This is a genomic window from Conexibacter stalactiti, from assembly GCF_033542075.1.
Taxonomy (GTDB): Bacteria; Actinomycetota; Thermoleophilia; order Solirubrobacterales; family Solirubrobacteraceae; genus Conexibacter; species Conexibacter stalactiti.
The window spans coordinates 170,967-197,023 of the sequence record NZ_JAWSTH010000001.1; the positions used below are offsets into that span (position 1 = coordinate 170,967).

22 protein-coding genes are annotated in these 26,057 nt (G+C 72.3%); 5 read left to right on the forward strand and 17 right to left on the reverse strand.

Going from position 1 to position 26,057, the window contains the following annotated elements:
- Positions 1 to 72 precede the first annotated feature (72 nt).
- The gene (locus tag R7226_RS00760) at positions 73 to 2,682 is read right to left on the reverse strand and encodes a TolB-like translocation protein (protein ID WP_318595104.1); all 2,610 of its coding nucleotides are present in this window, start codon (positions 2,680 to 2,682) and stop codon (positions 73 to 75) included.
- Positions 2,683 to 2,862: 180 nt separating this feature from the next.
- Here R7226_RS00760 and R7226_RS00765 point away from each other — a divergent pair, with 180 nt between their 5' ends.
- Positions 2,863 to 4,530, forward strand: coding sequence for an alpha/beta hydrolase (locus R7226_RS00765; RefSeq protein WP_318595105.1), 1,668 nt, complete (start codon positions 2,863 to 2,865; stop codon positions 4,528 to 4,530).
- Positions 4,531 to 4,641: 111 nt separating this feature from the next.
- On the opposite strand, the gene R7226_RS00770 is transcribed toward R7226_RS00765, so the two are convergent.
- Entirely contained in the window at positions 4,642 to 7,788 is a 3,147-nt protein-coding gene (locus R7226_RS00770) for a TolB family protein (protein ID WP_318595106.1), read from the reverse strand.
- Positions 7,789 to 7,896: 108 nt separating this feature from the next.
- Positions 7,897 to 9,567: a CocE/NonD family hydrolase gene (locus R7226_RS00775; RefSeq protein ID WP_318595107.1), complete on the reverse strand. Its 1,671-nt coding sequence runs from the start codon at positions 9,565 to 9,567 to the stop codon at positions 7,897 to 7,899.
- Positions 9,568 to 9,661: 94 nt separating this feature from the next.
- Between R7226_RS00775 and R7226_RS00780 the strand changes: the two genes are divergently transcribed.
- Genes R7226_RS00780 through R7226_RS00790 form a run of 3 tightly spaced genes read left to right on the forward strand, consistent with a single transcriptional unit; the run spans position 9,662 to position 11,864 of the window.
- Entirely contained in the window at positions 9,662 to 11,146 is a 1,485-nt protein-coding gene (locus R7226_RS00780; RefSeq protein ID WP_318595206.1) for a sugar porter family MFS transporter, read from the forward strand.
- 56 nt (positions 11,147 to 11,202) lie between these two features.
- Positions 11,203 to 11,433, forward strand: a complete 231-nt coding sequence (locus R7226_RS00785) for a CopG family ribbon-helix-helix protein (protein ID WP_318595108.1) — start codon at positions 11,203 to 11,205, stop codon at positions 11,431 to 11,433.
- Positions 11,430 to 11,864, forward strand: a complete 435-nt coding sequence (locus tag R7226_RS00790; RefSeq protein ID WP_318595109.1) for a type II toxin-antitoxin system VapC family toxin — start codon at positions 11,430 to 11,432, stop codon at positions 11,862 to 11,864. The genes R7226_RS00785 and R7226_RS00790 overlap by 4 nt, the downstream gene beginning before the upstream one ends.
- 12 nt (positions 11,865 to 11,876) lie before the next feature.
- Here the strand turns inward: R7226_RS00790 and R7226_RS00795 are convergent, their stop codons facing one another.
- The 11 genes from R7226_RS00795 to R7226_RS00845 are packed head-to-tail and all read right to left on the reverse strand — an operon-like array spanning position 11,877 to position 22,740.
- On the reverse strand, positions 11,877 to 13,052 hold the full coding sequence (locus R7226_RS00795) for an ABC transporter ATP-binding protein (RefSeq protein WP_318595110.1): 1,176 nt from the start codon (positions 13,050 to 13,052) through the stop codon (positions 11,877 to 11,879).
- A 13-nt stretch (positions 13,053 to 13,065) separates the two neighbouring features.
- A complete protein-coding gene (locus tag R7226_RS00800; RefSeq protein ID WP_318595111.1) occupies positions 13,066 to 14,172 on the reverse strand; it encodes an alanine racemase in 1,107 nt (368 codons plus the stop codon).
- Positions 14,169 to 14,984 (reverse strand): IclR family transcriptional regulator, encoded by an 816-nt coding sequence (locus tag R7226_RS00805; protein WP_318595112.1) that lies wholly within the window; start codon positions 14,982 to 14,984, stop codon positions 14,169 to 14,171. Before R7226_RS00805 ends, R7226_RS00800 begins: the two co-directional genes overlap by 4 nt.
- Positions 14,981 to 15,355, reverse strand: coding sequence for a RidA family protein (locus R7226_RS00810; protein ID WP_318595113.1), 375 nt, complete (start codon positions 15,353 to 15,355; stop codon positions 14,981 to 14,983). The genes R7226_RS00805 and R7226_RS00810 overlap by 4 nt, the downstream gene beginning before the upstream one ends.
- Positions 15,352 to 16,515, reverse strand: coding sequence for an amidohydrolase/deacetylase family metallohydrolase (locus R7226_RS00815; RefSeq protein WP_318595114.1), 1,164 nt, complete (start codon positions 16,513 to 16,515; stop codon positions 15,352 to 15,354). The genes R7226_RS00810 and R7226_RS00815 overlap by 4 nt, the downstream gene beginning before the upstream one ends.
- Before the next feature lie 3 nt (positions 16,516 to 16,518).
- Positions 16,519 to 17,277 carry an SDR family NAD(P)-dependent oxidoreductase gene (locus R7226_RS00820; protein ID WP_318595115.1) on the reverse strand — a complete coding sequence of 253 codons (759 nt, stop codon included), beginning with the start codon at positions 17,275 to 17,277 and terminating at the stop codon, positions 16,519 to 16,521.
- The gene (locus tag R7226_RS00825) at positions 17,274 to 18,506 is read right to left on the reverse strand and encodes an aminotransferase class V-fold PLP-dependent enzyme (protein WP_318595116.1); all 1,233 of its coding nucleotides are present in this window, start codon (positions 18,504 to 18,506) and stop codon (positions 17,274 to 17,276) included. Before R7226_RS00825 ends, R7226_RS00820 begins: the two co-directional genes overlap by 4 nt.
- A complete protein-coding gene (locus R7226_RS00830) occupies positions 18,503 to 19,453 on the reverse strand; it encodes a phosphotriesterase family protein (protein WP_318595117.1) in 951 nt (316 codons plus the stop codon). The genes R7226_RS00825 and R7226_RS00830 overlap by 4 nt, the downstream gene beginning before the upstream one ends.
- On the reverse strand, positions 19,450 to 20,379 hold the full coding sequence (locus R7226_RS00835; RefSeq protein WP_318595118.1) for a carbohydrate ABC transporter permease: 930 nt from the start codon (positions 20,377 to 20,379) through the stop codon (positions 19,450 to 19,452). The genes R7226_RS00830 and R7226_RS00835 overlap by 4 nt, the downstream gene beginning before the upstream one ends.
- Positions 20,376 to 21,359, reverse strand: a complete 984-nt coding sequence (locus R7226_RS00840) for a carbohydrate ABC transporter permease (protein WP_318595119.1) — start codon at positions 21,357 to 21,359, stop codon at positions 20,376 to 20,378. The genes R7226_RS00835 and R7226_RS00840 overlap by 4 nt, the downstream gene beginning before the upstream one ends.
- Positions 21,343 to 22,740 (reverse strand): ABC transporter substrate-binding protein, encoded by a 1,398-nt coding sequence (locus R7226_RS00845; RefSeq protein ID WP_318595120.1) that lies wholly within the window; start codon positions 22,738 to 22,740, stop codon positions 21,343 to 21,345. Before R7226_RS00845 ends, R7226_RS00840 begins: the two co-directional genes overlap by 17 nt.
- A gap of 200 nt (positions 22,741 to 22,940) precedes the next feature.
- Between R7226_RS00845 and R7226_RS00850 the strand changes: the two genes are divergently transcribed.
- Positions 22,941 to 23,681 carry an MBL fold metallo-hydrolase gene (locus R7226_RS00850; RefSeq protein ID WP_318595121.1) on the forward strand — a complete coding sequence of 247 codons (741 nt, stop codon included), beginning with the start codon at positions 22,941 to 22,943 and terminating at the stop codon, positions 23,679 to 23,681.
- Between the two features lie 7 nt (positions 23,682 to 23,688).
- Here the strand turns inward: R7226_RS00850 and R7226_RS00855 are convergent, their stop codons facing one another.
- Genes R7226_RS00855 through R7226_RS00865 form a run of 3 tightly spaced genes read right to left on the reverse strand, consistent with a single transcriptional unit; the run spans position 23,689 to position 25,980 of the window.
- Positions 23,689 to 24,297: an RES family NAD+ phosphorylase gene (locus R7226_RS00855; RefSeq protein ID WP_318595122.1), complete on the reverse strand. Its 609-nt coding sequence runs from the start codon at positions 24,295 to 24,297 to the stop codon at positions 23,689 to 23,691.
- Positions 24,298 to 24,340: 43 nt separating this feature from the next.
- On the reverse strand, positions 24,341 to 24,931 hold the full coding sequence (locus R7226_RS00860) for a hypothetical protein (protein WP_318595123.1): 591 nt from the start codon (positions 24,929 to 24,931) through the stop codon (positions 24,341 to 24,343).
- A gap of 47 nt (positions 24,932 to 24,978) precedes the next feature.
- Positions 24,979 to 25,980 (reverse strand): Gfo/Idh/MocA family protein, encoded by a 1,002-nt coding sequence (locus R7226_RS00865; RefSeq protein WP_318595124.1) that lies wholly within the window; start codon positions 25,978 to 25,980, stop codon positions 24,979 to 24,981.
- Positions 25,981 to 26,057: the final 77 nt, after the last annotated feature.

The following is a 26,057-nucleotide window of genomic DNA, read 5'->3' on the forward strand; positions in this document are numbered from 1 at the left end:
TCGCCGCGATGAGCGGACACGCGCCAGCTCAGGAGAGCGGCGGCGCGCCCCGCGCGCCGCCGCCCGTCTGTCCTATCTCTGCGTTCTGCAGCGCGGCGTTCTCGGCGCCGTGGCCGGGAGCGCGTAGACGTACGCCGTGGGCAGATCGCCGACGCCCGCTCTCTGCGTGCCGCTGTCGCCGATCCCGACGAAGGCCAGGCAGCGACCGCTCGCGCTCAGCGACGGCAGCGAGGCGCCGCCGCCGAAGAGGGCGTCGCCGGCCGGGCCGAACGGCGGCGGCGCGCTCAGCGAGCCGTCGGCGGTCGCGCGCACGTAGACACCGGAGCGGTATCTGCCGCCATGCCCCGGCAGCAGGTTCGTCGCCACGCTGTCGAACGCGACCTGCGCGCCGTCCGCGTCGACGCTGATCGTTCTGACCTCGGCGTTCGCCGGCGGTCCGCCGGGCGCGCGGCTGACGAGCGTGTTCTGGTGCGTCGTCAGGTCGCGCGCGACCGCCTGCTCGATCCCGCCGAAGCTGCCGGCCTCCGGCGCGAGCGCATCCTCGCTGGTCAGGAAGGCGACAACGTCGCCGTCGCCGCTGAGCGCCGGCGCGCGGCCGGAGCCCTTGGCGCCGGTCGCGCCGCTCTGGCGGGTGACCAGCCGCGTCGTCTCGGCGACCACGTCGCGCACGTAGACGTCGCGGTACGAATCCGGGTCGTCGGGGTCGATCGCCTGATTGGTGTCGAAGGCGACGACCGTCCCGTCGTCGGAGATCGCGTAGTCCCCGATCCCGCCGACAGCCGCGCCGCTCGGGCCGTCGGCGCGGCCGGCGAGCGTCGTTCTACCGGCGTCGACGTCGCGCACGAGCAGGCCTGAGCCGGGGAAGACGACATGTCTGCCGTCGCCGCTGATGCGTGCGCTGGTGATGTTGCCGGTCTCGTTCGCGCCGCCGAAGCCGTCGGCGCGTGAGACGAGCGTCGTCGTCGCGGTCGCGAAGTCGCGCAGGTAGACCGACTGCGCCGCACGACCGGCGACGGGGTCGGCCGGATCGAGGCTGGCGCCGGTCACGAAGACGACGCGGCTGCCGTCGTCGCTGATCGACGCGGCATAGCTGCCCTCGGTCGCGAGCGCGCCGCTCGCTCCGGTCAGCCGCGCCGCCGGCTCCAGCGCTCCGGTCCACGTGTCGCGCCGGTAGACGCTGCGGTAGGTCGGTCCGTCGACCTCGAGCGCGACATAGCGGCCGTCGGCGCTGATCCGCCGCGACGTCTGTCCGAGCGTGCTCACCGACAGCGCCGGCGTGCGCAGCGCGCCGGCTCTTCTCGGCCGCGAGATCAGCTCGACCGGACCGGCCGGCAGCGTGCGCGCGTAGACGCCCTGGAAGGGACGGTCGAGGTCGGGGACGATCGACTCGTGCACCAGCCACGAGACGACCGCGCCGTCGTCGGAGATCGCGCCGTCGCGCTCGAAGTCGGCTCTGCCGCTGCCGCCCGTCACGACCGTGGTGGTCGCGCTCGCCACGTCGCGGACGTAGATGTTCCAGTAGTTGGTCGCGGGTCCGCCGATGCTCGTCATCGACGAGGAGAAGACGACGCGTCTGCCGTCGGCGCTGATCCCGTCGACGGTCGTGTCCCCTCTCGCCAGCACGCCGTAGCCCGTGGCCAGCAACTCGGTCTCCGGCTGCGACAGGTTGCGCACGTAGCCGTGCCATTCGACCGCCGCCGGATTCGGCAGGAGCTGATGGAGGTCCCACGAGCGGCTCGCGAAGGCGACGTGCACGTCGCCGCCGCCGTCGACGGTGATGTGCGGGTCACGCGCGTCGGCGACGCTGGTCTGCAGCGGCAGGCCGTAGCTGTGGCTGACGAGCGTCGTCGCGTCGGTCGTCGCGGTCATGTCGCGCGCGTAGACCTGCGCCCGCGGGTTTCTCTCTCTGCCGAAGCCGATCCCGGTGACGAGATCTCTCGCCGCGGAGACGAAGGCGACCCAGCGGCCGTCGGCGCTGATCGACGGGTCGCGCGATTCGGTGTCGGCCTCGCCGCCGGCCGCGTCGAGCGAGACGAGCGCGGTCGTGCCGCTGCTCAGCTGACGGCGGTAGACGTCGCGCCGTCCGCTGACGTCGCCGGGCACGAGTCCGTCGGCCGTCGTGAAGACGACGTGGTCGCCGTCGCCGGAGAAGCCGAACTCGTCGTCGACGTCGAGCACCGTCCCGGGGGTCGCGAGCGTCGTCGTCTTGGCGGCGAGGTCGCGCACGTAGACGTCGGTCGCCCCGTCGGTGTCGGCGGGATCGAGCGCGGCTGCCGTCGCCCACGCGATCCGTCTGCCGTCGTCGCTGATGACGGGGTTCCAGGCGGAGCCGCTGCCCGGCGTCCCTCTCGCGCCGGTCGCGCGGCTGACGAAGACGACGCGGCCGGTTCTGCGGTCCTTGCGGAAGACGTTGGCGGCGTCGCGCTCTGCCTCGCCCGAGAGCGCGTCGACGCCGGAGAGGAAGGCGACCCAGCGGCCGTCGGCGCTGACGCTCGGCCGCGACGACCCATGGCTGCCGGCGCGGTCGACGACGCCGCTCTCGCCGGCAGCGATCTCGCCTGGCAGCAGGTCGAGCGCGCCGGTCGCCGCCGTCGCCCCCGGTCTGAGCGCGCTCGCGCTCCCTCCTGTGATGAGCACGATGCCGGCCGCGACGAGCGTCGCGGCAGCTGCGGTCCTTCGCATGACAGTCCCCTTTTTGGTCGAATGACCCTGCCCTCGCGCGATCGTAGGGAGCCGCGTCCCACCCCGCGCCAGCCCGGTCCACTTCTCTCTGGTCTGCCGGATGACCGCGCGCGGTGCGACGGCGACAGCAGGTGGGTAGCCCGGCGCGAGGCCCATCCAATCTTTTAGAGGGGAGCACCCATGAGCCCAAGCCCCCGGGGGAGGCGGCTTGCCGCCGCGTGCGCCGGTCTGGTCGCCGTCGCGGCGACCGCCGCGTCCACGGCACCGAGCGCGCTCGCCGACCGACCTGGCCCCGCACCACCGCTGCAGTGGAGCGCCTGCAGCGACGAGGGCGTCGCGCAGTGCGCGACCGCGACCGTCCCGAAGGACTGGTCCAAGCCGCGCCGCGGCACGCTCGACCTCGCCGTCGTGAGAATCCCGGCGACCGATCCCGACAGACGGATCGGCTCGCTGTTCGTCAACTTCGGCGGTCCGGGCGGCGACGCCGCCAGCACGGTGGAGGCGGTCGGCGCGCGGCTGTTCAGAGGCGTCAACGACCGCTTCGACATCATCGGCATGGATCCGCGCGGCGTCGGCGGCAGCAGACCGGCGATCGACTGCAGATCGAACCAGGAGACCGAGGGCGTCTACGCGCAGCCGTTCGAGACGCCCGACACGCTCGACATCCGCGCGATGATCCAGCGCGACACGAGCTACATCCGCAGATGCCTGACGCTCAACAGCGCAATCCTGCCGTACGTCTCGACCGCGAACGTCGCGCGTGACATCGACCACCTGCGCGCCGCCGTCGGCGACGACAGACTGACCTACCTCGGCTTCTCGTACGGCACCTTCCTCGGCGCCACCTACCAGAGCATGTTCCCCGACCACGTGCGCGCGCTCGTGCTCGACGGTGCGCTCGATCCCGACCAGTACGTCAACGACCCGCTCTCGAGCCTCGACGAGCAGACAGCCGGCTTCGAACGCGCTATCGGCCGCTTCCTGCAGGCATGCGCGGCCAGACAGGACGCCTGCCTCGGCTTCGGCGGCGAGGACCCGTGGTCCGCGCTCGACGAGCTGATCGAGAGAGCGGCCGTCACGCCGATCCCGACCGCCGACGGCCGGGCGGTCGACGGCGAGGACATCGACGCCGCCGTCACGCAGGCGGTCTACTCGAAGGACCTCTGGCCCGACCTCGCGTACGCGCTCGCGAGAGCGCAGCAGGACAACGACGGCACCGTGCTGCGGGCCCTCGTCGACATCTTCTACGGCCGCCTGGAGGACGGCACCTACGACCCGCTGACCGATCGCTACTTCACGATCAGCGCGCTGGAGCAGCGCTACCCGCACGACGTCGGCACCTTCCTGCGCGAGGGCAAGCGCTCCTACCAGGACTACGACCACGCGTTCTGGAACCACGGCTACGGCGAGCTGGCGTGGGGCCTCTACCCGGTCAAGCCCAACAGCGCCTTCTACGGCCCGTTCCGCAACCCGGCGAACGCCCCGACGACGCTCGTCGTCGGCACGACCTACGACCCGGCGACGCCGTACAAGGAGGCGAAGCGGCTCGTCAGCCAGCTCGGCAACGCTCGCCTGCTGACGATGCGCGGTGACGGCCACACCGCCTACGGCGGCAACTCCGCCTGCATCGACGCGGCCGTCGACGCCTACCTGGAGGAGCTGGCGCTGCCCGCCGAGGGCATGAGCTGCCGCCAGGAGGTGCCGTTCGAGCAGCCGCCGCCGGAGCCGGCCGCGACGCCGCAGGGCGACGTCGCGCCGCAGTCGCTGGCGCAGCGCAGCGGCCTCGCGCAGCGACTGGAGCGGATCGAGCGGCTGGCACCGCACGTCAAACCGCTGCCGCTGCCGTAGCGGAGATGGGGAACGGGGCGCGGGCGGAGCTGCACTCTCCGCCCGCCGCGTTCCCGCCCTCGCGTCCGTCGCGGTCGTCCCACCGCCGCGACGGACGCGGGCAGGCGCGCGCTATCTGCGCACGATCGTGAACGCGAGCGTGACGGGCTTGGATGCGCCGCTCGCGTTGCCGGCCTTCACCGTTACGCGGTAGCCGCCGGCGGCGAGCGCTCGGCGCCCGATTCGGCCGCTGAACGCGATCGACCGTCTGCCGCCGTCGATGCCGTTGCGTCGGAGCGTCGCGACCGTCGTCCAGCGCGCGCAGGCGCGTCGTCTGCGCAGTCTCGGCGTCGCTCTGCGGCAGGCCTTGCCGACCTTGCGCCCCCTGCTCGACCGCTCGATCGCGATCGTCAGGCTCGCGCGCGTGTTGAGCGTGAAGCGGACGGCACTGCCGGCCGGCGTCGGCTTGCGTCTGCGAGCGCCGGCTCTGCGCGCCGCCGCAACCGCCGTCGCACTCTTGCCGACGCGGAATCTCGCACGCAGCAGCGACACCTGCGTCAGCGTCGGGCGCGGCAGCGGCGTTGAGATGACCGGTCTGCTCGGCGGCTGCTGAGGAGCTCTCGGCGGCGGCGGCAACTGCGGCTGCGGTGTCGAGCAGGTGCCCGCGAGCACGTGCACGTAGGCGGTCGGGGTGTCGCCGGCGGCGCCGGTGAAGACGTTGTGCCCGGTCCCCGTGAACGACAGACAGCGGCCGTCGCCGCTCAGCGACGGGCCGACGGCGCCGAAGTCGGACCCGTCGAGCGTGCCGAAGGCCGGCGGGCCGGCCAATACGCCTGTCGCGCTCGTGCGCGCGAAGACGGCGGGGCGGCCGCCGCCGCCGACGCCGGGCAGCAGGTTGGTCGCCTCCGAGACGAAGGCGATCGTGCCGCCGTCGTCGCTGATGCTGGGGACGCTCGCGTTGGCGTTGGCGACGGCGCCGCCGGCCGCGCGGCTGACGAGCGCGTTCTGGTGCGTGACGAGGTCGCGCGCGACGATCTGCGACGTGGCGCCCCAGGCGCCTCCCTCCGGCGCGAGCGTCTCGTCATCGGACATGAACGCGACGGTGCGGCCATCTGCGCTGATGACGGGCCCGGCCGCGCTCGCGGCCTTCTGGCCGCCCGCGCCGGAGCGGCGCGAGACGAGCTCGACCGTGGCGGCGACGGTGTCGCGCACATAGACGTCGGGCATCACCGACGGGCCCGGGTCGGCGGGATCGAGCGTGTTGGCGTTGGAGACGAAAGCGACCAGCCGGCCGTCGGCCGACAGCGTCGCCGCGCCGCTGTCGTCGTTGGCGAGCGTCCCAGCCGCTCCGTCGGCGCGGTCGACGACGACCGTCGTTCCCGCTGCCACGTCACGCAGGTAGACGTGGCGGTCGCCGCCCGGCGTGCCGAGGTTGGTCGCCGTCGAGTCGAACACGACGTGCGTCCCGTCAGCGCTGATGCGAGCGGCGCGCACGTCGGCGTCAGCGTCGTCGCCGCCGAGGCCGTCGGCCCGCGAGACGAGCGTCGTCGTCGCGCTCGCCAGATCGCGCAGGTAGGCGTCGGCGAAGCCGTCGCCGTCGGCGGGATCGAGCGCCGCGTCGGTGACGAAGACGACGCGCGTGCCGTCGGCGCTGATCGACCGCTCCGCCGGCGGGCTCGGGCTCGGCCCGCCCGCTGCCCCGTTCGCGCGCGAGACCAGCTCGAGCGCTCCGGTCAGCACGTCGCGACGGTAGACCTGGACGCCGATCTTCCCGAGTCCCACCAGGTCGCGGCTCGTGGCGCCGACGAAGAGGACGTAGCGGCCGTTCGCGCTGATCGACCGCTCGCCATGACCGGCCGGCCGGTCCCACAGCGCCGGGAGCAGGAACGGCGCGGTGCCGGCCGGACGCGAGACCAGCTCGGGCGCGCCGAGCGTCGGCGGCGAGACGACGTGGGCGCGGGCGAAGACGCCGCTCGCATCGGGGTCGGAGTCGGGCGTCACGCCGTTGCCCGAGACCCATACGAAGAGCGAGCCGTCGCCGGAGATCGCGCCGTTGTAGACCTCGTCGCGACCGACCGATCCGAGCGCGGTCGTGCCAGCCGTCATGTCGCGCAGGTAGGCGCCGAAGCCCTGCCCGGTGACCCCGAGGTTGTCGGCGCGGGTGCTGAAGACGACGTGACGGCCGTCGTCGGAGACGCTCTCCGCATACGCGGAGTCGTCCGCTGCCGTGCCGGCGACGCCGTCCGCGCGGCTGACCAGCGCCGAGACGGGTCTCGCCATGAATCTCGTCCCGAGGTTGCGGCGGTAGACGGCCTGTTCCGTGTCGACGTCGGTGCCGGGCGCCGCCAGGTCGGTGGCGTAGCTGTTGTAGATGACGTCGACGTTGGTCGAGCCACCGGAGGGCGGCGAGCCGGCGACCAGCGGTGTCGAGCTCGAGTTGTTGGCGCTTCTCCCCGCGACTCCGTAGGCGGTGCTGACGAGGTACGTCGCTCTCGCCGTGACGTCGCGCGCCCAGATGTCGCGACCTCCGTTGCCGTCGACGAAGCCGCCGATCAGGTCGCCGGCGGACGAGTCGAACGCGACCCACGTGCCATCGCCGCTGATCGAGGGGCTGCCCGAGTCGTCGTCGCCGCTGGTGCTCGTGCCATCTCCCGCCGAGACGAGCAGCGCGGCGCCGCCGGCGACCGCGACGCGGTAGACGTCGTCGTCCGCGTTGACGTCGCCGGCGGTCAGTCTCTCGTCGCTCGTGAACGCGATCCATGCGCCGTCGCCGGAGAGGTCGTAGTCGGAGACCCCCGCTCCGGGGCCGGCCACGGCCGTCGCCAGCAGCGTCTGGCCGGTCGCCAGATCGCGCACGTAGACGTCCTCGTCGTCATCGACGTCGGCGGGGACGAGCCGCGCCTGGGTCGTCCAGCCGACGCGGTTGCCGTCGTCGCTGATCGTGACGTTGTCGGCGTCCGCCGGCGCGCTGGCACCATCGGCGCCGTCGGCACGGCTGACGAGCGCGACCGCACCGGTCGCACGGTCCTTGCGAAAGACGTTGACGACGTCGAGCGCCGCTGCCGGCGCGAGCGTGTCGGCCGCCGACAGGAACGCGACGTAGCGCCCGTCGCTGCTGACGCCGGCGTCGCTCGGATAGCCGAGCGCGTCGAGGCCGCTGTCGGCGCCGGCGATCGCGCCGGGCGGCAGCGGCAGCAGCGCCGTCGGGAACGTGTCGCCGGGGCCGGCGCCGGACGCGGCGCCACTGCTCGCGAGCAGCAGAGCGGTGGCGGTGGCCACCGCGATGGGGATGCTGCGTCGCTGCATGGGTCCTCCTCAGCTGTCCGAGCGGCGGAGGCTAGGCGGCGCGTGGCGCGCCCGCAGTAGCGGCGCGGTCTCGTTTGAGTCTCAGGCGGGCCGGTCGCCAAGCACCGACAGTTCGACCGCCGACTGGTGCGCTGCGTCATGCAGCAATTCGTGCTCGACGGCCACCAGGCGGGTCGCGCTCTGCGGCGGCTCGCCGGTGCCGGCGTTGCGGGCGTAGCGCGGGTGGGCGCCACCGGCGACGAGCACGCGGATCCGCTGGCCGGCACGGAAGCGGTGGGCGGTCGGCCACAGCGCGAAGGAGACGCGGCGGCTGCCGTCGGCGGCGACCGGCGGCGCGGCGTCGTCGAGCCGGATCAGCGCGTCGCAGACGTTCAGCGAGCGGCCGTCGGGGTCGACGTCGCAGAGGCGCACGAAGAGGTCGGCGAAGGGGCTGGAGGTGCGCAGGTGCACGTCGGCCTGGACGGGACCGATCGCCTCGACGTCCTGCTCCAGCGGCCCGCTCGTGAAGGTCAGCACGTCGTCGCGCGCCTCCAGCGGGCGGTTGTCGGTGACCGGCTCGCGCGCCAGCAGCACCGGGCCGCCGAGCGACGGCGTGGGGTGCGCGGGGTCGTAGGTGAAGCGGCTCACGGCGCCGTCGTCGGCGTGGCCGGGCGGCGTCGTGCTCAATCGCCCGCCGTCGTGCAGGTGCAGCCGCCACGGGCGCACGCCGGCCGGCGGCCACTCCTGCAGCGTGCGCCAGGCGTTCTCGCCGCCGACCCAGATCCGCACCGGCGCCTCGTCGAGCAGCCGCCGGTCACCGAGCAGGTGGGCGCGCAGCCACGCCAGGCCCTCGCGCGTGCTGCGCGCCAGCAGCGGCGTCGAGGTGTGCGCCCACGGGCCGATCACGAGCTGGGTCGTGCGGCCCGCTCTGCGCAACGCGACGTAGTCCTCCAGCAGCCACGGCAGGAAGATGTCCTGCCAGCCACCGACGAGCTGGACCGGCGCCGTCACGCCGGCGACGTCGGCGGAGAAGTCGCGCTCACGCCAGTACGGGTCGTCGGGCGCGGCGACCTCGAACCACTCGCGGAAGAACGGCACCGGCTCGCCGGCGATCACGGCGTCGACCTCACCGAGGGCAATCTCGTCGAACGCCTGCGGCAGCTTGCGGCGGAGGCCGAAGATCAGCCGCAGCGGCGCGAGACGGCGCTCCTGCGCGGCGATGATCAGCGTCCACGACAGCGCGGTGTCGAGCGAGATCGAGCCGCCGCCGTACGCCTGGCCGTGGAACTGCGAGGCGGTGATCGACGGCGCCAGCGCCCCGATCGAGCCGTCGGCCGCGCTCGCGACCGCCCACTGCGTCAGCCCCATATAGCTGCTGCCGATCATGCCGATCGGACCCTCGCTCCACGGCTGCGCTCTCAGCCAGCGCAGTGTCGCGAGGCCGTCGGCGCGCTCGTCGAAGGGGCGGAAGACGCCGCCGGAGCCGAACGTCCCGCGGACGCTCTGGACGACGACCTGGAAGCCGCGCTCGGCCAGCAGGCGGCCGTAGACGAAGCCGAAGAAGCCGCGGCGGCCGTAGGGCGAGCGCACGAGCACCGTCGGAGGGGGCGAACTTCTGTCGCTCGAAGCCTCCGCGCGCGCGACGTAACGATCGGCCAGCAGCACGACGCCGTCGTCCATCGTCGCCGGCAGGTCGCGCTCGACGAGCAGGTCGCGCGTCTGCGCCCGCGGCAGCCGCATCGAGCGGCCGGCGATCTCGCTCAGCAAGGTCATCGCGTCAACACCCCGATTCGCACGTCCCACGACCGTAGCGCTTCCGATCGCCCGCGCCTCGGTCACGTCGCCGCGGCCGCGTGCGGACGCGACGCTGTCACAGCGCCGCCCGGCCGACTATGCTCGCGCCCGCACGCGGCCCAGCGGGGGCGGCATGGATGACGAGGAGCGGGCGATGACGTCGAGCAAGCCGGAGGCCGAGGAGCACCGGCTGGGGTTCCAGGCGCACGTCTGGTTGACGGCCGCGGTCGCCGCGATGGGCGGCATCCTGTTCGGCTACGACACCGGCATGATCTCGGGCGCGCAGCTCTTCATCGAGCGCGAGTTCGACCTCTCGTCGGGTGAGATCGGCGTCGTCGTCAGCGCCGTCACCGCCGGCGCGCTCGTCGGCGCGCTCTTCTCCAGCTGGCTGACGACGAGATTGTCACGGCGCGGGATCGTCAAGCTCGCCGCGGTCGTCTTCATCGTCGGCGCGGTGCTGGCGGCGGTCGCGCAGAGCGTCGAGGTGCTGATCGGCGCGCGCTTCGTGATCGGCCTCGCGGTCGGCTTCGCCTCGACCGTCGTGCCGCTCTACATCTCCGAGGTCGTGCCGACGGCCAGGCGCGGCTCGATGGTCGCGTTGTTCCAGCTCGCGATCACCGCCGGCATCCTGCTCGCCTACATCGTCAACGCGGCGACGGCGGAGGAGTGGCGGATCGTCTTCGCGCTCGCCGCGGTGCCCGCGACGCTGCTGTTCCTCGGCATGCTGGTGCTGCCCAACAGCCCCCGCTGGCTCGTCATGAGAGGCGACGTCGACGGTGCGCGCGCGGTGCTGCACGAACTGCGCGACCCGGAGGCGCCGGAGACCGAGGAGGAGCTGCAGGAGATCGTCACCGCCGTCGAGGAGGACCGCAGACGGCCGCACGAGTCGATCGGCGCCGCGCTCACGAGCCCGCTGGCGCGGATGATCCTCGTCGTCGGCATCGGGCTCGGGATCTTCCAGCAGATCACCGGCATCAACACGATCATCTACTACGCCCCGACGATCCTGAAGGAGGTCGACTTCGGCGACTCGGCCTCGACGCTGACGACCGCCGGGATCGGCACGCTCAACTTCGTCGCGACGATCCTCGCGCTGCTGTTCGTCGACCGCATCGGCCGCCGCAAGATCCTGATCGGCGGCATGATCGGCATGGCGGGAACGATGGCGCTGATCGCGATCGCCTTCGCCGTCGACGACTTCAGCGGCATCTGGAGATGGGTCACCGTCTTCTGCCTCTTCGGCTTCATCGCCTGCTTCGCCGTCAGCTGGGGCTGGGGCTTCTGGGTGATGGCGTCGGAGATCTACCCGCTCTTCATCCGCGGCCAGGCGATCTCGATCGGCAACTCCGTCCAGTGGGGGGCGAACTTCGCGATCTCGCTGCTGTTCCCGATCCTCCTGACCGCCTGGGGCGGCGCGCCGGTCTTCGGCATGCTCGCCGGCTTCGGCGTCCTGGCGCTGTGGTTCACCTGGAAGCTCGTGCCCGAGACGCGCGGCAAGACGCTCGAGGAGATCGAAGAGGAGTGGCGCCGCCGCGCCGGCGTCGAGGCGACCGCCTGAGAAGTCACACACAGACGCTGTAGACCTTGGGTCATGCGCCGGCCAAGATCCGGTGCATGACCGTCACGATGATCGATCTCCCCGACGATCTGGTTCGCCAGATCGACGCGCTTGCACGCTGGAAGCGAACGACCCGCAGCGAGCTGGTGCGGGATCTCGCTGAGCGTGAGATCGCCGCAAGCGATGACCTGCGCCGCAGACGAATTCGCGAGCTGCTGGCCCCTCCGGCGAAAGGCTACGGAGGCCGCGGGACCGAGTACATCCGCGAGGCACGGGACTCGCGATGAGCGACGTGCTGCTGCTCGACTCAGGTGTCTGGCTCGCCGCGCACGATCCTGACGACCGCTTTCACACTGCGGCGCAGGACCTTGTCTCTTTCGGACCGGATCAGCGCGATCTCGCAGCCCTCGATTTGACGCTGTTCGAGGTCGCCAACGTCGCGATCCGCCGCTGGAGATCTGTTGAGCGGGCGCGGCGCGTGACAGAGCTGGTCGAGATCGCCGTCGCCGACCGGCTCGAGCGGGTTGACGGGGAAACGTTGTGGGCGACCGTCGACGACGCTGACGACTACGGCCTCAGCGCCTACGACGCCGCTTACGTGACCATCGCTCGGCGGCGTGGCTGGCTGCGGATCAGCTGCGACCACCGGGATCTCGTCCAGCCAGGTCACGCCGTGTCGCCTGAGCAGGTCGCGAGACCGGTCGCAGCCGCCAGCTGAGCGACCGCCTCCCTACACCGCCGCCAAGGCGGCGGTGTCGATCCGCTCGCCGCTCTCGCGCGAGAAGAAGTGGAGGCGCTCGCGGCGGACGGCCAGCTCGACGGGGGTGCCGACGGCGACGGGGGCGCCGGCTTCGAGGCGGGCGGTCAGGAGCGCGCGGGCGTCGCCGATCAGCTGCGCGTCGCGCTCGCCGGTGAGGCCGCCGCGGCCGTCGAGGTCGAGCTGTCTGGCGTCGAGGCCGAAGAGGACGTGGTTCTCGGAGCCGAGCCGCTCGACCACGTCGGGCACGACGCGCAGGCGCGGAAGCGACGGATCGACGTCCGGGCCGGCGAGGACGAAGTCAGTCGGGCGCACGCCGACGATCAGCTCCCGCTCACCGAGCCGCTCCGCGACCGCGGGCGCCAGCGCCAGCGACTCGGCGCCGAAGACGACCGCGCCGTCGCGCACGACGGCCTCCATCAGGTTCATCGCCGGCGAGCCGATGAAGCCGGCGACGAAGGCGTTGGCCGGCCGCTCGAACAGCGTCTCGGGCGTGTCGCACTGCTGCAGCAGCCCGCCGCGCAGGACGGCGACGCGCGTCCCGAGCGTCATCGCCTCGACCTGGTCGTGCGTGACGTAGACGGTCGTGACGCCGAGCTGCTCGTGCAGCCGCGCCAGCTCGGCGCGCATCGCGACCCGCAGCTTCGCGTCGAGGTTCGAGAGCGGCTCGTCCATCAGGTACGCCGCCGGCTGGCGCACCATCGCGCGGCCCATCGCGACGCGCTGGCGCTGGCCGCCGGAGAGCTGCGCCGGCTTGCGGTCGAGGTACTCGGTCAGGCCGAGCGAGCGCGCGACCCGCTCGACGCGCTCGTTCATCTCGGCCTTCGCGGTCTTGCGCAGCTTCAGCCCGAAGCCGATGTTCTCGCGCACCGACAGGTGCGGGTAGAGCGCGTAGTTCTGGAAGACCATCGCGACGTCGCGCTCGCGCGGTTCGAGGTCGGTCACGTCGCGGTCGCCGATCGCGATCTCGCCATAGGTGACGTCCTCGAGGCCGGCGATCATCCGCAGCAGCGTCGACTTGCCGCAGCCGGAGGGGCCGACGAGCACCATGAACTCGCCGTCAGCGATCTCCAGGTCGACGTCCTCGACCGCGAGCGCTCCGCTGCCCTCGTACTCCTTGCAGACGCCGTTCAGCTTGATCGCGGCCATCGGGTGCTCCTTCTCAGGTCATGCGCCCGCGGGCAGCCACGGGCCAGTGGTCGACGACGCGTCCCCGCTCGACGACCGCGACGGCGTCGAACAGGTTCACGACGGGGCAGATGTGGTTCGGCACGATCGCGAGGCGGTCGCCGACGGCAACCACCGCGCCCTCCGGCAGCGCGACGAGGCCGTGCTCCTCGCTGGCGCGCACGACCGGCCAGCCGCGCTCGGCCACGGCGCCGTAGTCGGGCGCCGCGTCGCGGACGATCATGCGGTCGGAGGTCAGCGCCTTCGCGCCGGCGTCGATGCAGGCGATCCCCGCCGACGGCCGGCTGACGACCGTCGCCAGCACCGTCGCGGCGAGACCGGCAACGGTCGCGCTGCCGTGCGCGAGCTGGCTGCGATCGTTGAAGACGTACGTGCCGGGGCGGATCTCGGTGACGCCGGGATGGCCGGCGGCGAAGCGAGCGGTCGCGGTCGACCCCATCGAGACGACCGCGCAGTCGACGCCGGCCGCGCGGATCGCCTCGGCGCTGCGCACCATCGCGTCGCAGGCGGTGGCCGCCGCGGCGGCCAGCTCGGCCTCGTCGCGCGCTTGGTACGCCTGGCCCTCGTGCGTCATCACGCCGTCGAAGCGCAGCCCGGGCAGGCGGTCGACGGCCTGGGCCAGCGCGACCAGCTCGTCGGAGGCCGGCGCGAGGCCGAGCCGGTGCATCCCGGTGTCGACCTCGGCGCGCACGCCCAGCTCGATCCCGCCGGCGGCCGCGACCGCGGCGGAGATCGCCTCGGCGGTCGCGATCGCATCGACGGCGACCGACAGCCGCGGCACGCGCCGCGCCAGCGCGACGAGCCGCGCGAGCTTGAGCGAGCCGACGAGCGGATAGGCGATCAGCAGATCCTCGACGCCGCCGTCCGCGAACACCTCGGCCTCGCCGAGCTTGGCGACCGTGAGGCCCACCGCGCCCGCGTCGAGCTGCAGCCGCGCGACGTGCAGCGACTTGTGCGTCTTCGCGTGCGGACGCAGCGCGACGCCGGCGGCGTCGGCGGTCGCGGCCATTGCGACGACGTTGGCGCGCAGCGCCTCGAGGTCGACGACGAGCGCGGGCGTGTCGAGCGCGTCGAGCGTCACGCCGCTCCCGTCACGGCGCCGCCGGCCGGGGCCGCCGGCGCGACGTAGCCGGCCTGCCGCGACAGCTCCTCGACGGCGGCGCGCAGCGTCGCCAGCGCGCGCTCGCCGACCTCGTCGTCGTAGCGCGGCGTCGGTATCGAGACCGACATCGCCGCGATCGTGTCGCCGCGCGGTCCGAAGACCGGCATCGCGACGCAGCGGCAGCCGAGCACGTACTCCTCGTCGTCGGTGCCGTAGCCCCTCGCGCGGATCTCCGTCAACCCGTCGAGCAGCTCGTCGACGTCGACGATCGTCGAGGCGGTGAAGCGCGGCAGCTCGACCGAGCGCAGCCGCCGCTCGGCCTCCTCCGGGTCGAGCATCGCCAGCAGCGTCTTGCCGACGCCGGTGCCGTGCGCGAACAGCCGCTTGCCGACCTCCGAAACGAGCTTCATCGGGTGCGGTGACTCGCTGATCGCGAGGTAGACGACCTCCATCGCCTCCAGCTGCGCGAGCTGCACGGTCTCGCCGGTCTGCTCGACGAGGCGGTCCATCAGCGGCTGCGCGAGCGAGACGATGTCGCCGTCACGTTCGCTCGCGCGCGCCAGCTCGCGCACGCGCGAGCCGATCCGGTAGCGGCGGCCGTCGTCGGTCATCTCGACGAAGCGGCGGCGGGCCATCGTGCGCAGCAGGTTCGACGTCGAGGAGCGCGGCAGCTCCAGCTCGTCGGCGATGTCCATCAGCCGCATCGGCTCGCGCCCGGCCAGCAGCTCCAGCACGACCAGCACGCGGTCGGCCGACTTGACGCTCGTGAAGCCCTGCTCCTCGGCGCTCATCTCAGCACCGCCACGGCGTCGATCTCGACCTTGATCCCGAACGCCAGCTCCTGGCCCCCGACGGTCGTACGCGCCGGCAGCACCTCGGCGCCGGCGAACGCCGCGCGGTAGGCAGCGTCCATCCCGGCGAAGTCGTCGATCGCTCTGAGGAAGACGCCGCACTTGACGACGTCGGCGAGCGAGGCGCCGGCCGCGACCAGGATCGCCTCCAGGTTGCGCAGCGTCAGCGCGGTCTCCTGCTCGATCGTGCCGGGCCTGTAGGCGCCGTCGGCGAGCGGTCCCTGCCCGGAGACGTGCACGAACCGCCCTTCGGCGATCACGCCCGGCGAGTAGGCCCCGGTCGGCGAGCCTCCGTCAACAGCTTGCTTCACTGCCGTCCCTCCTTCAGCGCTTCATGCACGATGACCCCTGCGCGCACCGTCAGCGCCGTGCGCAGGCGCCGGCTGCCCTCGAACGTGCCGCCGCGCGTGTCCGCGTAGGCGACCGGACCTGCGACGAGCTCGAACGCGGCCACGTCGGCGGGTGCCCCGACGCGCAATGTACCGACGCCGTCAGCCGCCATCCCCGCGTGCAGCGCCGGCTTCAGCGTGGCGCAGGCGAGCACCTCCTCCAGCTCCATCCCGAGCGCGAGGAACTTCGACATCACCGTCGGCAGGTCGCCGACGGCGTCGAGCGAGTAGGCGTGCACGTCGCTGGAGATCGTGTCGGGGCGGAAGCCGGCCGCCAGCATCTCGGTCGCGACCTCGGCGTCGAAGGCCGACATGCCGTGCGCGACGTCGAAGACGACGCCGCGCTCGCGCGCCTCCAGCACTGACTCGCGAACGCGGCCGCCGACCGACAGACGGTTGTCCTCGAAGCCGGTGTAGCAGTGCGTCAGCACGTCGCCCTTGCGCAGCGTCGCCATGATCTCGTCGCTGCCGGGCGGCGCCGGCCCGAGGTGGACCATCAGCGGCAGCCCGAGCGTGTCGGCGACGCGGCGGGCGCGGTGCATCGGCTCCGCTCCAGAGCGACCGACGACGTTGCCGGAGGCGCGCACCTTGATCCCGATCACGCGATCGGCGTGCTCGCGCGCGCCGGCGAGGCAGACGTCCTCGTTCGCGTAGGCGAGGTTCTCCAGCTCGCCCGCGAGCAGGATCGAGGTCGCGCCGATCGAGGAGATGTTGAGGAAGGCGCGCACGCGCGTGCCGGCGCGGTCGATCGTGCCGCGGCGGAAGGCGCCGAACAGGTGCGCGCCGGCGCTGCCGGTGTCGACGAAGGTCGTCGTGCCGGATGGCGGGCCGACGACGTCGGGGTCGACGCCGAGGTCCTGGCCGACGAAGACGTGCGCGTGCAGGTCGACGAGGCCGGGCGTCACCAGCAGCCCGGCGCAGTCGACCGCGCGCGTCCCTTCCGGCAGCGACAGCGCCTCGCCGACCGCGGCGACGCGCCCGTCCACCAGCAGCACGTCGGCGCGCCGCAGCGCGCCGTGACCGCCGGCACCCGCCGCTTCCGGGTCGTAGACCTCGCCGCCATGGAGGAGCAGTGCGTCCACCGGCTACATCCCCAGCAGTTCGCCGCCGTCGACGACGAGGTCCTGCATCACGATGTGGGCGGCGCCGGGCGACAGCAGGAAGCGCGTCGCGACGGCGATGTCCTCGACGCGGCCGACACGGCCGGTCGGGATCCGCGGCCGCAGCGCGACGGCGCTGCCGGCGGCGAGGTCGTCGACGGAGGAGTGGTCGCTCTGCAGCTCGCGCATCATCGGCGTGTCGGTCGGGCCGGGCGAGACGGTGTTGATCCGCACGCCGTCGCCGGCGACTTCCATCGCGAGCACCCTCAGCGCCTGTCGCAGCCCGGCCTTCGAGGCCGAGTAGGCGGCCTGCCGCATCCGCGGCATGCGCGCGGCGATCGACGCGATCCCGACGATCGCGCCGCCGTCGCCGGCCGCCATCTCGCCGGCGTACAGCCGCGCGGCGTGGAAGCAGCCGACGAGGTTGACGCGCAGGATCCGCTCCATCTCGTCGCGTTCCAGCTCCAGCGACGGCGCGGCGCTGAAGACGCCGCCCGGGATCGCAACGCGCGTCGCGTCGCGGCTGGCGTCGAACAGCGCCTGCACCGACGCGGCGTCGGCGAGGTCGACCGGCAGCGCGACGGTCTCCGCGTCCGCCGAGGCCGCGCTCGCCGTCTCCTGCGCGAGCGCCTCGTCGATGTCAGCGACGATCAGCCGCTCGACGCCCTCGTCGCGCGCCAGCTCGATCGCGATCGCGCGTCCGATCCCACGCCCCCCGCCGACCACTACCGCCGTCCCGGTCATGCCTCCGTGTCCTTCCTGTCCATGGTCTGAGTCGAAGTTCTCGGCGCCGCGCGCAGCACCCGGGCGAGCGCGGTCGCGACGACCGCCGCCTCACCCTCCCGCAGGTGCGTCGGCGTGACGCGCAGCAGCCCGCGCCAGGCGAGCGCCTCGTCGAGCGCGATCGCCGGCTCGCCGTCGGCGAGCGTGCGCACGACGTCGTAGGCGGTGCGGCCGAGTGCCGCCTCGTCGAGCGCCAGCTCGGCGACCGGCCAGCCGCGCTCGCGGCCGCCGGTGGGCAGCAGACGGGCGTCGACGCCGGTGATCCCGGCGCAGGCGTCGACGACCGCAAGCGCGTCGGCACGCCAGTGCGCCTGGTCGGCGGCGTGGTCGCGGGCGGCATAGGCGCGCAGCGCGGCGAGCAGGCCGGCGATCTCCTCCTTGCCGACCTTCAACGCGCGGCCGATCCCCTGGTGCGGCGGACCCGCGACGGTGCCGTCGGCGATCAGCGGCGCGCCGTGCCAGGTCTCGATCCGCACGTCCTGGTCCTGCTGCTGCAGCGCGACCGAGCGGATCAGGTCGGCGCGGCCGTAGAGGAAGCCGGAGGCGGCCGGGCCGGCGATCCACTTGCCGCCGCTGACGGCGACGAGGTCGACGCCGAGCGCGGCGAACCGTCTGAGGTTCTCCAACGGCGGCACCGCCAGCGAGGCGTCGAGGATCACCGGCACCCCGCGCGCGTGCGCGATCGCGACGACCTGCTCCAGCGGCAGCGCGTTGGCGCCGCTGTTGGAGAAGTAGGCGACGGCGGCGGTGCGCTCGCCGATCGCCGCGTCCAGCTCGTAGGGGAAGGTGAGGTCGGGGAAGCCGATCTCGACCAGCCGCGCGCCGGCGGTCCGCAGCGCGTGGTCGTAGCCGATCCGCTGGCCGCGGTGCACGACGATCTCGTCGCGCGCGCCGCGCGCGTCCGGCAGCCGGTTCATCAGCGCCGGGTCGTCGCCGGCGATGCAGGCGGCGGCCGCCAGCAGCAGCGCGCCGGCGGCGCCGTTGGTGACGTACGCGGCCTCGGCGCCCGCGAGCGCTGCGATCTCGGCGCCGGCGGCGGCCTGCAGCTCATGCATCCGCACGTAGGCGCCGGCCGCCTCGCGCATCGCGTCGAGCACCTCCGGCGCGAGCACGCCGGAGCCGAGCCGCGTCGCGGGGCCGACCGCGTTGATCAGCGGGCGGACGCCGAGGCTGTCGAGCAGTCCGCTCACAGCCCGACCCGAGCCAAGTCCCACGCGAACGCCTTCGCCGGGTTCTCGACCGTCATCGTGTGGATCTGCTCCTCGCTGACGCCGCGCTCGCGCAGCATCGGCATGAAGGTGACGATCACGTTGTCGTAGCCGCAGCCGTCGTAGAAGGCGAGCTGGCCCAGCTCGCAGATGTCGTTCGACAGCATGATCTGGCCGACGAGTCCTTCCGCGCACAGCCCCGCGACGTTGTCGGCGCGCACCGACAGCGGCGCGTAGCCGCCGATGAAGGCGAGGTTGTCGACGTCGAGCCAGGCGCCGCGCTCGGCGATCGGCAGCCAGTGGCGGATGCCGGGCCGGTCGCCGAGGTGGGAGATGATCACCCTGCTCGGGTCGACGCCCTCCTCGCCGAGCAGGTCGATCTGCTCCAGCGCCAGCTCGCCCCAGTGGGTCGTGTGGGTCATGATCGGGATCCCGGTGCGCGTGTGCGCGCGACCGGCGGCGCGGAAGACGCGCTCCTGCGCCGGTGTCACGTGGTGGCGCTCGGTCCCGATCTCGCCGATGAAGCCCGGCCGCACGCCGGTCCCGTCGACGCCGTCGACGATCTCGGCGACGAGCCGCTCGGCGAGCTGGTCGGGCAGCTCCTCCTGGACGTAGTCGGGGTAGACGCGCTCGCGGTACCAGCCCGCGCCCATCACGACGTTGACGCCGGTGCGCTCGCTGATCCGCTTCAGCGCGGCGGGGTCGCGCGCGAGCCCGATGTTGGTCGGGTCGCAGATCGTGCCGCCGCCGGCCGCCTTGTAGCGGGCGACCTCGGCGACGGCCAGCTCCTCGTCGTCGAGGATCGCGTCGTACAGCTCGCGGATCCCCCACCCGTCGACGAGGATGTGGTCGTGACTGAGCGTGATGCCCATCTGCTCGGGCGCGATCGGCCCGAGCACGGTCATGACGCGGTCGTTGCTGCTGCTCATCGAACACTCCCGCGGGCGAGCCCGCTGACGATGTAGCGCTGGAAGACGACGGCGATCAGCACCGGTGGGATGAGGCTGAAGATCGACGCCGCGGCCAACGTGGTCCACGAGAACTGCTGCAGGTTCTGCAAGCCCGCCACGACCGGCGGCACGGTCAGCTCGTTGGTCAGCACGAGCGCGTAGAAGAACTCGCTCCACGCTTCGAGGAAGACGAGCAGTCCGGCCGCGATCAACCCCGGCCGCGCGAGCGGCAGGACGATCGAGATCAGGCACTTCAGGCGCGACGCGCCGTCGAGCATCGCTGCCTCCTCCAGCTCCTTCGGCACGCTGTCGAAGTACGACTTCAACAGCCAGATCGCCAACGGCAGCGTGAAGACGAGGTAGCTGATGATCAGCGCGGGCGCGGTGTTCAACAGCTCCGTCTTGCGGAAGAAGACGAAGAACGGCGAGACGATCGCGATCGCCGGCACGACGCGCGAGGCGAGCAGGCCGAGGTAGGCGATCTTCGCGCCGCGGAAGGGGTAGCGCGAGAAGGCGTACGCCGCCGCCCCGCCGACGACGAGGTTGATCAGGACGACCACCAGCCCGACGAGCACGCTGCGGCCCATCGCCGGCATCAGCCGCTCGACGGCGTTGGTGCTCGAGGCGGTCACGCCGGCGCCGGCATCGTCGGCGAACGGCGTCGAGTCGCCTTGCAGGATCGCCGTGTAGTTCTTCAGCGTCGGCTCCTGCGGGATCCAGTGGTACGGCACGCTGCCGACCTCGGAGGGCTTCATGAAGCTGGAGGCGATCGTGAAGTAGAGCGGGAAGAGGACCCAGATCGCGAACAGCAGGACGCCGATGTAGATCAGGCACTGCCGCACGGTGTTGCGTCTCTTCGGGCGGCGTCTGCGCATCGGCGCCGCGCCTGCTGCGACGGCACTCATGCGTTGCCCTCCGTCACGTCGCCGGAGCGGTAGAGCAGCTTCACGAACAGCAGCCCGATCAGCAGCGCCACGACGCCGAGCACGACCGCGACGGCCGAGCCCATGCCGACGTTGGTGTACACGAACAGCTGCTGGTAGAGGAAGATCGACAGCACCTCCGTCGCGTTGCCGGGGCCGCCCTGCGTCAACGCGTAGATCACGTCGAACTGCATGAAGCCGAAGATCACGTTGATGACGATCACGACGACGATCACGGGCTTCAGCCACGGCAGCGTGATCAGCCGCAGCCGCTGCCACGCGGTCGCGCCGTCGACCTTGGCGGCCTCCGGCAGCTCGTGCGGGATCGTCTGCAGGCCGGCGAGGAACAGCAGCGCCGCGAACGACGCCTGCCGCCACGCGGCAGCGAGCACGGAGATGATGAGCGCGCCGGTGTCGGTCGACAGCCACGCCTTGTACTCGTCGATGACGCCGAGCTGGTAGAGCGCGCCGTTGAGGGCGCCGACGTCGCCGTCGGCGAACCACTTCCAGATGATGCCGGCGATCACCCACGGGCAGGCCCACGGGACGATCAGCAGCGTGCGCGCCAGCCAGCGGCCGCGGAAGCGCTCGTTCAGCAGCAGCGCGAAGGCGAGCCCCAGCAGCGTCGAGACGAGCAGGAAGAGGACGGCGTAGAGGGAGGTCAGCCACAGCGAGTGGATGAAGTCCGGGTTCTTGAACAGCAGCTCGAAGTTTCTGAGCCCGACCCATCTCGTGTCGCCGTTGAGCGCGACTCTCTGGAGGCTGTAGACGACGGTCTGGATCGCGGGCCAGGCGATCAGCCCGAGCACGACGACCATCGCCGGCAGCGCGAGGTAGAGGCCGAAGCGGCGGTCGGCCGCGGCGCGGCGCGAGCGCCGCCGCGCTCGCGCCCGCAGCTCACGCGGCCGGGGGGATTCGGACGGGCGGCCGGGGACCGCCGGGCTGTCAGCCTGCGGCGGCAAAGTTCTTCGCGTCGTCCGCCAGCGAGGAGATCGTGTCCTTCACGCTCGCCTGTCCCAGCAGCATCGCCTGCACGCGGTCGCCGACCTTCGTCGCGAACGACGAGTACCACGGCAGCACGCGCGCGGGCACGACCTGCGAGGTCTCGAACGCTCTCTGCAGCTCGGGCAGGTCGAAGTAGTCGGGGAAGGCGGCTCTGAAGTCCGGATCCTGGAAGAGGCCCGGGTAGGGGCCGAGCAGCGCGGCCGACTCGGCCCACGAGATGAACGTGCCGTAGCGGCCGTCCTTGTCCTTCCAGCCGTAGAACTTGAGCAGCTCCCACGCTCTGTCGGCGCGGCCGCCCTCGGCCGAGGTGCCCATCTGCACGACCTCGCCGATCTGCAGCGACTCGCCGGAGCTGCCGGGGATCCGGTAGCTCATCGTCACGTTTCTCGACTGCGGCCCTCTCGCGTTGCGGATCTCCTTGAGGAAGTAGTGGTGCAGGGTGAAGAAGCTCGAGGTCCCTTGCGCCATCGCCGCGACGTGCTTGCCCGGGTCGTCGGTGAGGATCGACTTGGCGGTCATCCCGTCCTGGTACATCGAGACCCACCAGTCGAAGATCGCCTCCGTCTTGGGGTCGTCCTGGAAGGTCGGGTTGCCCTCGTCGTCGAACGGCACGACGCCCTCGGAGACGAGGTAGAGCGTGAAGTACTCCTCCGAGAACTGCTTCGTCCAGTAGGCGGCGTACGGCGCGCGGACGCCGTCGGCCTTGAGCTTCTCGCACTGGTCGTAGATGTCGCTGTACGACTCCGGCGGGGCGCTGAAGCCGGCTCTTCTGAGCTGCGCCTCGTTGTACATCAGCAGGTGCACGGCCGAGAAGTACGGCACCGAGACGATGCGGCCGTCGGGCAGCTTGTGCCGCGCGGCGGAGGTCTCGAACATGTCGGCGAGCATCTCGTCGACGCCCGGGAGGTCGTTCAGCTCCTTCGCCCAGCCGGCGTCGACGAACTTCGTCGAGTTGTACGCGAAGTTGTAGTAGGCGTCGATCTCCTGACCGCCCTGCAGGCGCGTCTGGATCGCGGGGCCGTAGCCGATGTTGGGGATCAGCGTGAGGTCGACCTCGTTGCCGTACTGCTGCTGGAAGGCTCTGAGGTTCTCTCTGATCTGGTCGGGATAGGCCTCCCACGCGGTCATCGCGAGCGCGCCGGTGTAGGCGTCCCCGCCACCGCCGGTGCCGGTCCCGGTGCCCGCCGAGGCGCCGTCGTCGTCGCTGCTGCCGCAGGCGGCGAGCGCGCCCATCAGCGGCAGCGAGAGACCGGCCGCGGCGGCGCCGCGCAGCAGCGATCTGCGCGAGACGCGCAGACCCTCGTCGGCGCGTGCGCCGTCCTGATGCTCCTCGTGCATCCCTCTTCCCTTTCGTAGTTCCTCAGCGCGACAGCGGGGGAGCTCCGAATCAGATTCTCATACGTGAATCTGAATTCTTGTATGGATATTCTTACCCACCGCGTGCACCGAGCGCAAGGGTTCACCGTGAAAATTTCTCACTGGAGAATCCAGATACTCATACTTGAATCGTTGGGTGACGTCCAGATAGGGTCCGCGCCATGCACCACGCGCTGACCGCCTGCCCGGTCGCCATCCACCCCGTGCCGACCTCGAAGTGCTTCTTCGGCCGCAGCGACGACGCGATCCACGAGCTGACCTTCCACGTCTGGATCGTGCGCGGGCCGCACGGCGTCGGCCTCGTCGACGCAGGCCTGCCGCCGCACGCCGACGACCTCGCCGCCCTGCGCGCGACCGACGAGTACCGCGACGTGACACCGCTCGGCGACGTGCTCGCCGCCCACGACCTGGTGCCGGCCGACGTCGACTGGTGCTGCATCACGCAGCCGGTCACCTACCACTCGGGCGGGCTGCTGCCGGAGCTGCTGCCGCGCGCGCGGGTCTACCTTTCGAAGGCCGGCATCGCCGAGCTGCTGTGCGACCCGCCCGGCCACCCACCGACCGCGCTCTACTTCACCGCCCGCTCGTGGGCCTTCCTGCGCGAGCTGGCGATCGACGGCCGCCTGCACGTCACCGACGGCCCGGTCGAGGTCGTCCCCGGCGTCACCTTCGAGACGACCGGCGGCCACCACCCCGGCTCGGCCGGCGTGAGAGTGACGACCGCCGACGGCCTCGTCGGGATCCTCGAGACCGCCTTCCTGCAGGCCAACCTCGACCACGAGATCCCCGTCGGCGTGAGCGAGGACGTGGCGCAGTGCCGCCGCGAGATCAAGCGCTGGAAGCGCACCTGCGACCTCGTCGTCGCCGACCACGACCCCGGCCTGGCGGCGCGCTTCCCGTGAATGGGCCTCAGACGACCGCGAGCTGGACGGCCGCTGCCGCGACGACCAGCTCGTCGGCCAGCTCCGCGGCGTCGAGCGGAAGCTGGACAACCGCGCTGACGGCGCCATCCGCACGCTCCCACAGCGCGACCGCGTCATGGCCGCACTGGGCGCTCGAGTAGATCACCCCGTCAAGGCGGCCCAGCTCAGGCTGCTCGTACCACCAGCGCGCCCAGGCCTGCGTCAGCTCGCGTTCGCCGACGCTCCCGATCGCGGGGATCGTGCCGGCCGCGGTCGCCGCCGTCTCGCGCAGGTCGAGCAGTCGCAGCTCCCGCGTCGGCGCCAGCCGCGCGAAGCGATGGCCGTCGCGCTGCACGACGCCCCGGTCGCCGAAGACCTCGGCGACGCAGCAGACGAGCGTGCGCGCACAGTAGAGGACGCCGCGCTCGTCATCGTGTTCGGGCGCCGCGGCCGCGGCGCGATGGTGGTCGAACCGCAGCAGCGGCCCATAGCGACGGAAGCCGGCTGCCGGCGCGTCGTGCGCAGCCGGGGCGTCGATCCGCAGGAGCGGATCGCCGGGGCCCAGCACCACGATGCGCGGGTTCGCGAGACGACCAGGCGGAGCGGCGAGCAGCATGCGACGCCCCGAGGCGACGCGGCGACCTCTGGCCATACGCCGGTCAGGCGGCGCCGACCGTGCGCGCCTCGGCGAGCACGTCGGCGAGATCGCCGGCGGCGAGCGCGTCGAACGGCGCGCGGTCGCGCAGCGACCGCTTCGGCGTCGTGAACCAGACCAGCTGCGCGAACGGGTTCAGCGGGCGGTCGCGCAATTCTCCGAGCACCTGCGCGAGCCCTACCAGCGTGCCGCTCGGCTGCGCGGCGTCGAACTGCCACGCCGGCAGCCGAAAGCGGTCGTGGTCCTTGACCGCCAACAGCGTGCGGTGGCGGATGCGATCGTGAACCGACTGGCGCCCGATCCCCAGCGTCTCCGCGACCTCGCCGACCGAGAGCGTGTCCGCGAGCACGGCGCGACGCAGCTCGAAGCTGTGGCGGAGGTTGGCGCGACGCGCGATCGCGACCGCGACGGGCGTCGGCATCCGCTCGCCGGTGAGCGACGAGACCGCGGGGAGCAGGTCGCCCGCCGGGCTCTCCAGCGCCGCGGCGAGCCGCTCGGTCTCCTCCCGCAGCGTCCGCAGCTCGCGCTCAGGAAGCTTGCCCGCCGCTATCCGGTCGGCGGCGAGCAGCCGGTCGAGCTCTCTGAGCGCACTCATGAGAGACAGTGTAAGGCATGTAAGGACTTACTCCCAAACGCCAACTGCTACGGCGCGACGTCGACCGCCATGCCGCTGCGGGCAGACTCCCGTACCGCGAGCGCGACGCGCAGCGCGCGGTGGCCGTCCCTGCCGTTGACGCTCGGCTCGCGCCGCTCGCGGATCGCGGCCGCGAACTCGGCGATCTCGGCGCCGAGCCAGTCGTCACGGCGCTGGCGCTGGTCGAAAGCAGAGCGCGTGGTCTGCACCGCGATCGACTGCCACGTCTCGATCCGGACGTGGCCGTGCGTGCCCTGGATTGCCAGCTCGACGATCCCGTCGCCGTCGTAACCGGTGACGAACGAGGCGGCCGAGGTGCCGACGGCGCCGTTGGCGAAGGTCAGCGCGACGGCGGCGGAGACGTCAACCGGCGCATCGCCGCGGACCGGCCGCTCGTGGATGCTCGCCTGCACGCGCACGATCGGGCTGTCGAGCAGCCAGGCGAGGCGGTCGAAGCTGTGGTGCATCTGCAGCTGCACGACGCCGCCGCCGGCGGCGGCGTCCCAGTACCAGCCGGGCCCGCCGGGTGCGCTGTCGACGATCGTGTCGACCGCCACGACGGGATCGCCCAGCTCGCCGGCCGCCAGCAGCCGCCGCGCGGTCGCCAGCTCGACGTGGAAACGGTGGCTGAAGCCGACCATCAGCCGCACGCCGGCGCGCTCCACCGCCGCGAGGATCCGGTCGCCCTCCTCCAGCGTGTTGCAGAGCGGCTTGTCGAGCAGGATGTGCAGCCCGGCCTCCGCCGCCGCGCAGGCGGCGGCGGCGTGCAGGTGGTGCGGCAGCCCGATGTAGACCGCGTCGATCTCCTCGCTTGCGACCAGCTCCTCCCAGCTCGCGAACGCCGCGCCGCCAAAGCGCTCGTGCAGCCGCGCGCGGCTGTCCGCGTTGGCGTCGGCGAGCGCCCGCACGTCGACGCCGGGCAGCGCCGCCGCAGCCTCCGCGATGCGCTCGCCCATGATCCCGCCACCGGCGATCCCGAGCCGGATCGGCGCGCCCTCGACAGCTTCCATCACCAGCACTCCGTTCCCATACGTGAATCCCGAATCACAGCTAGGAACGTGACGCTACCGCAAACATCTCTGGTGTC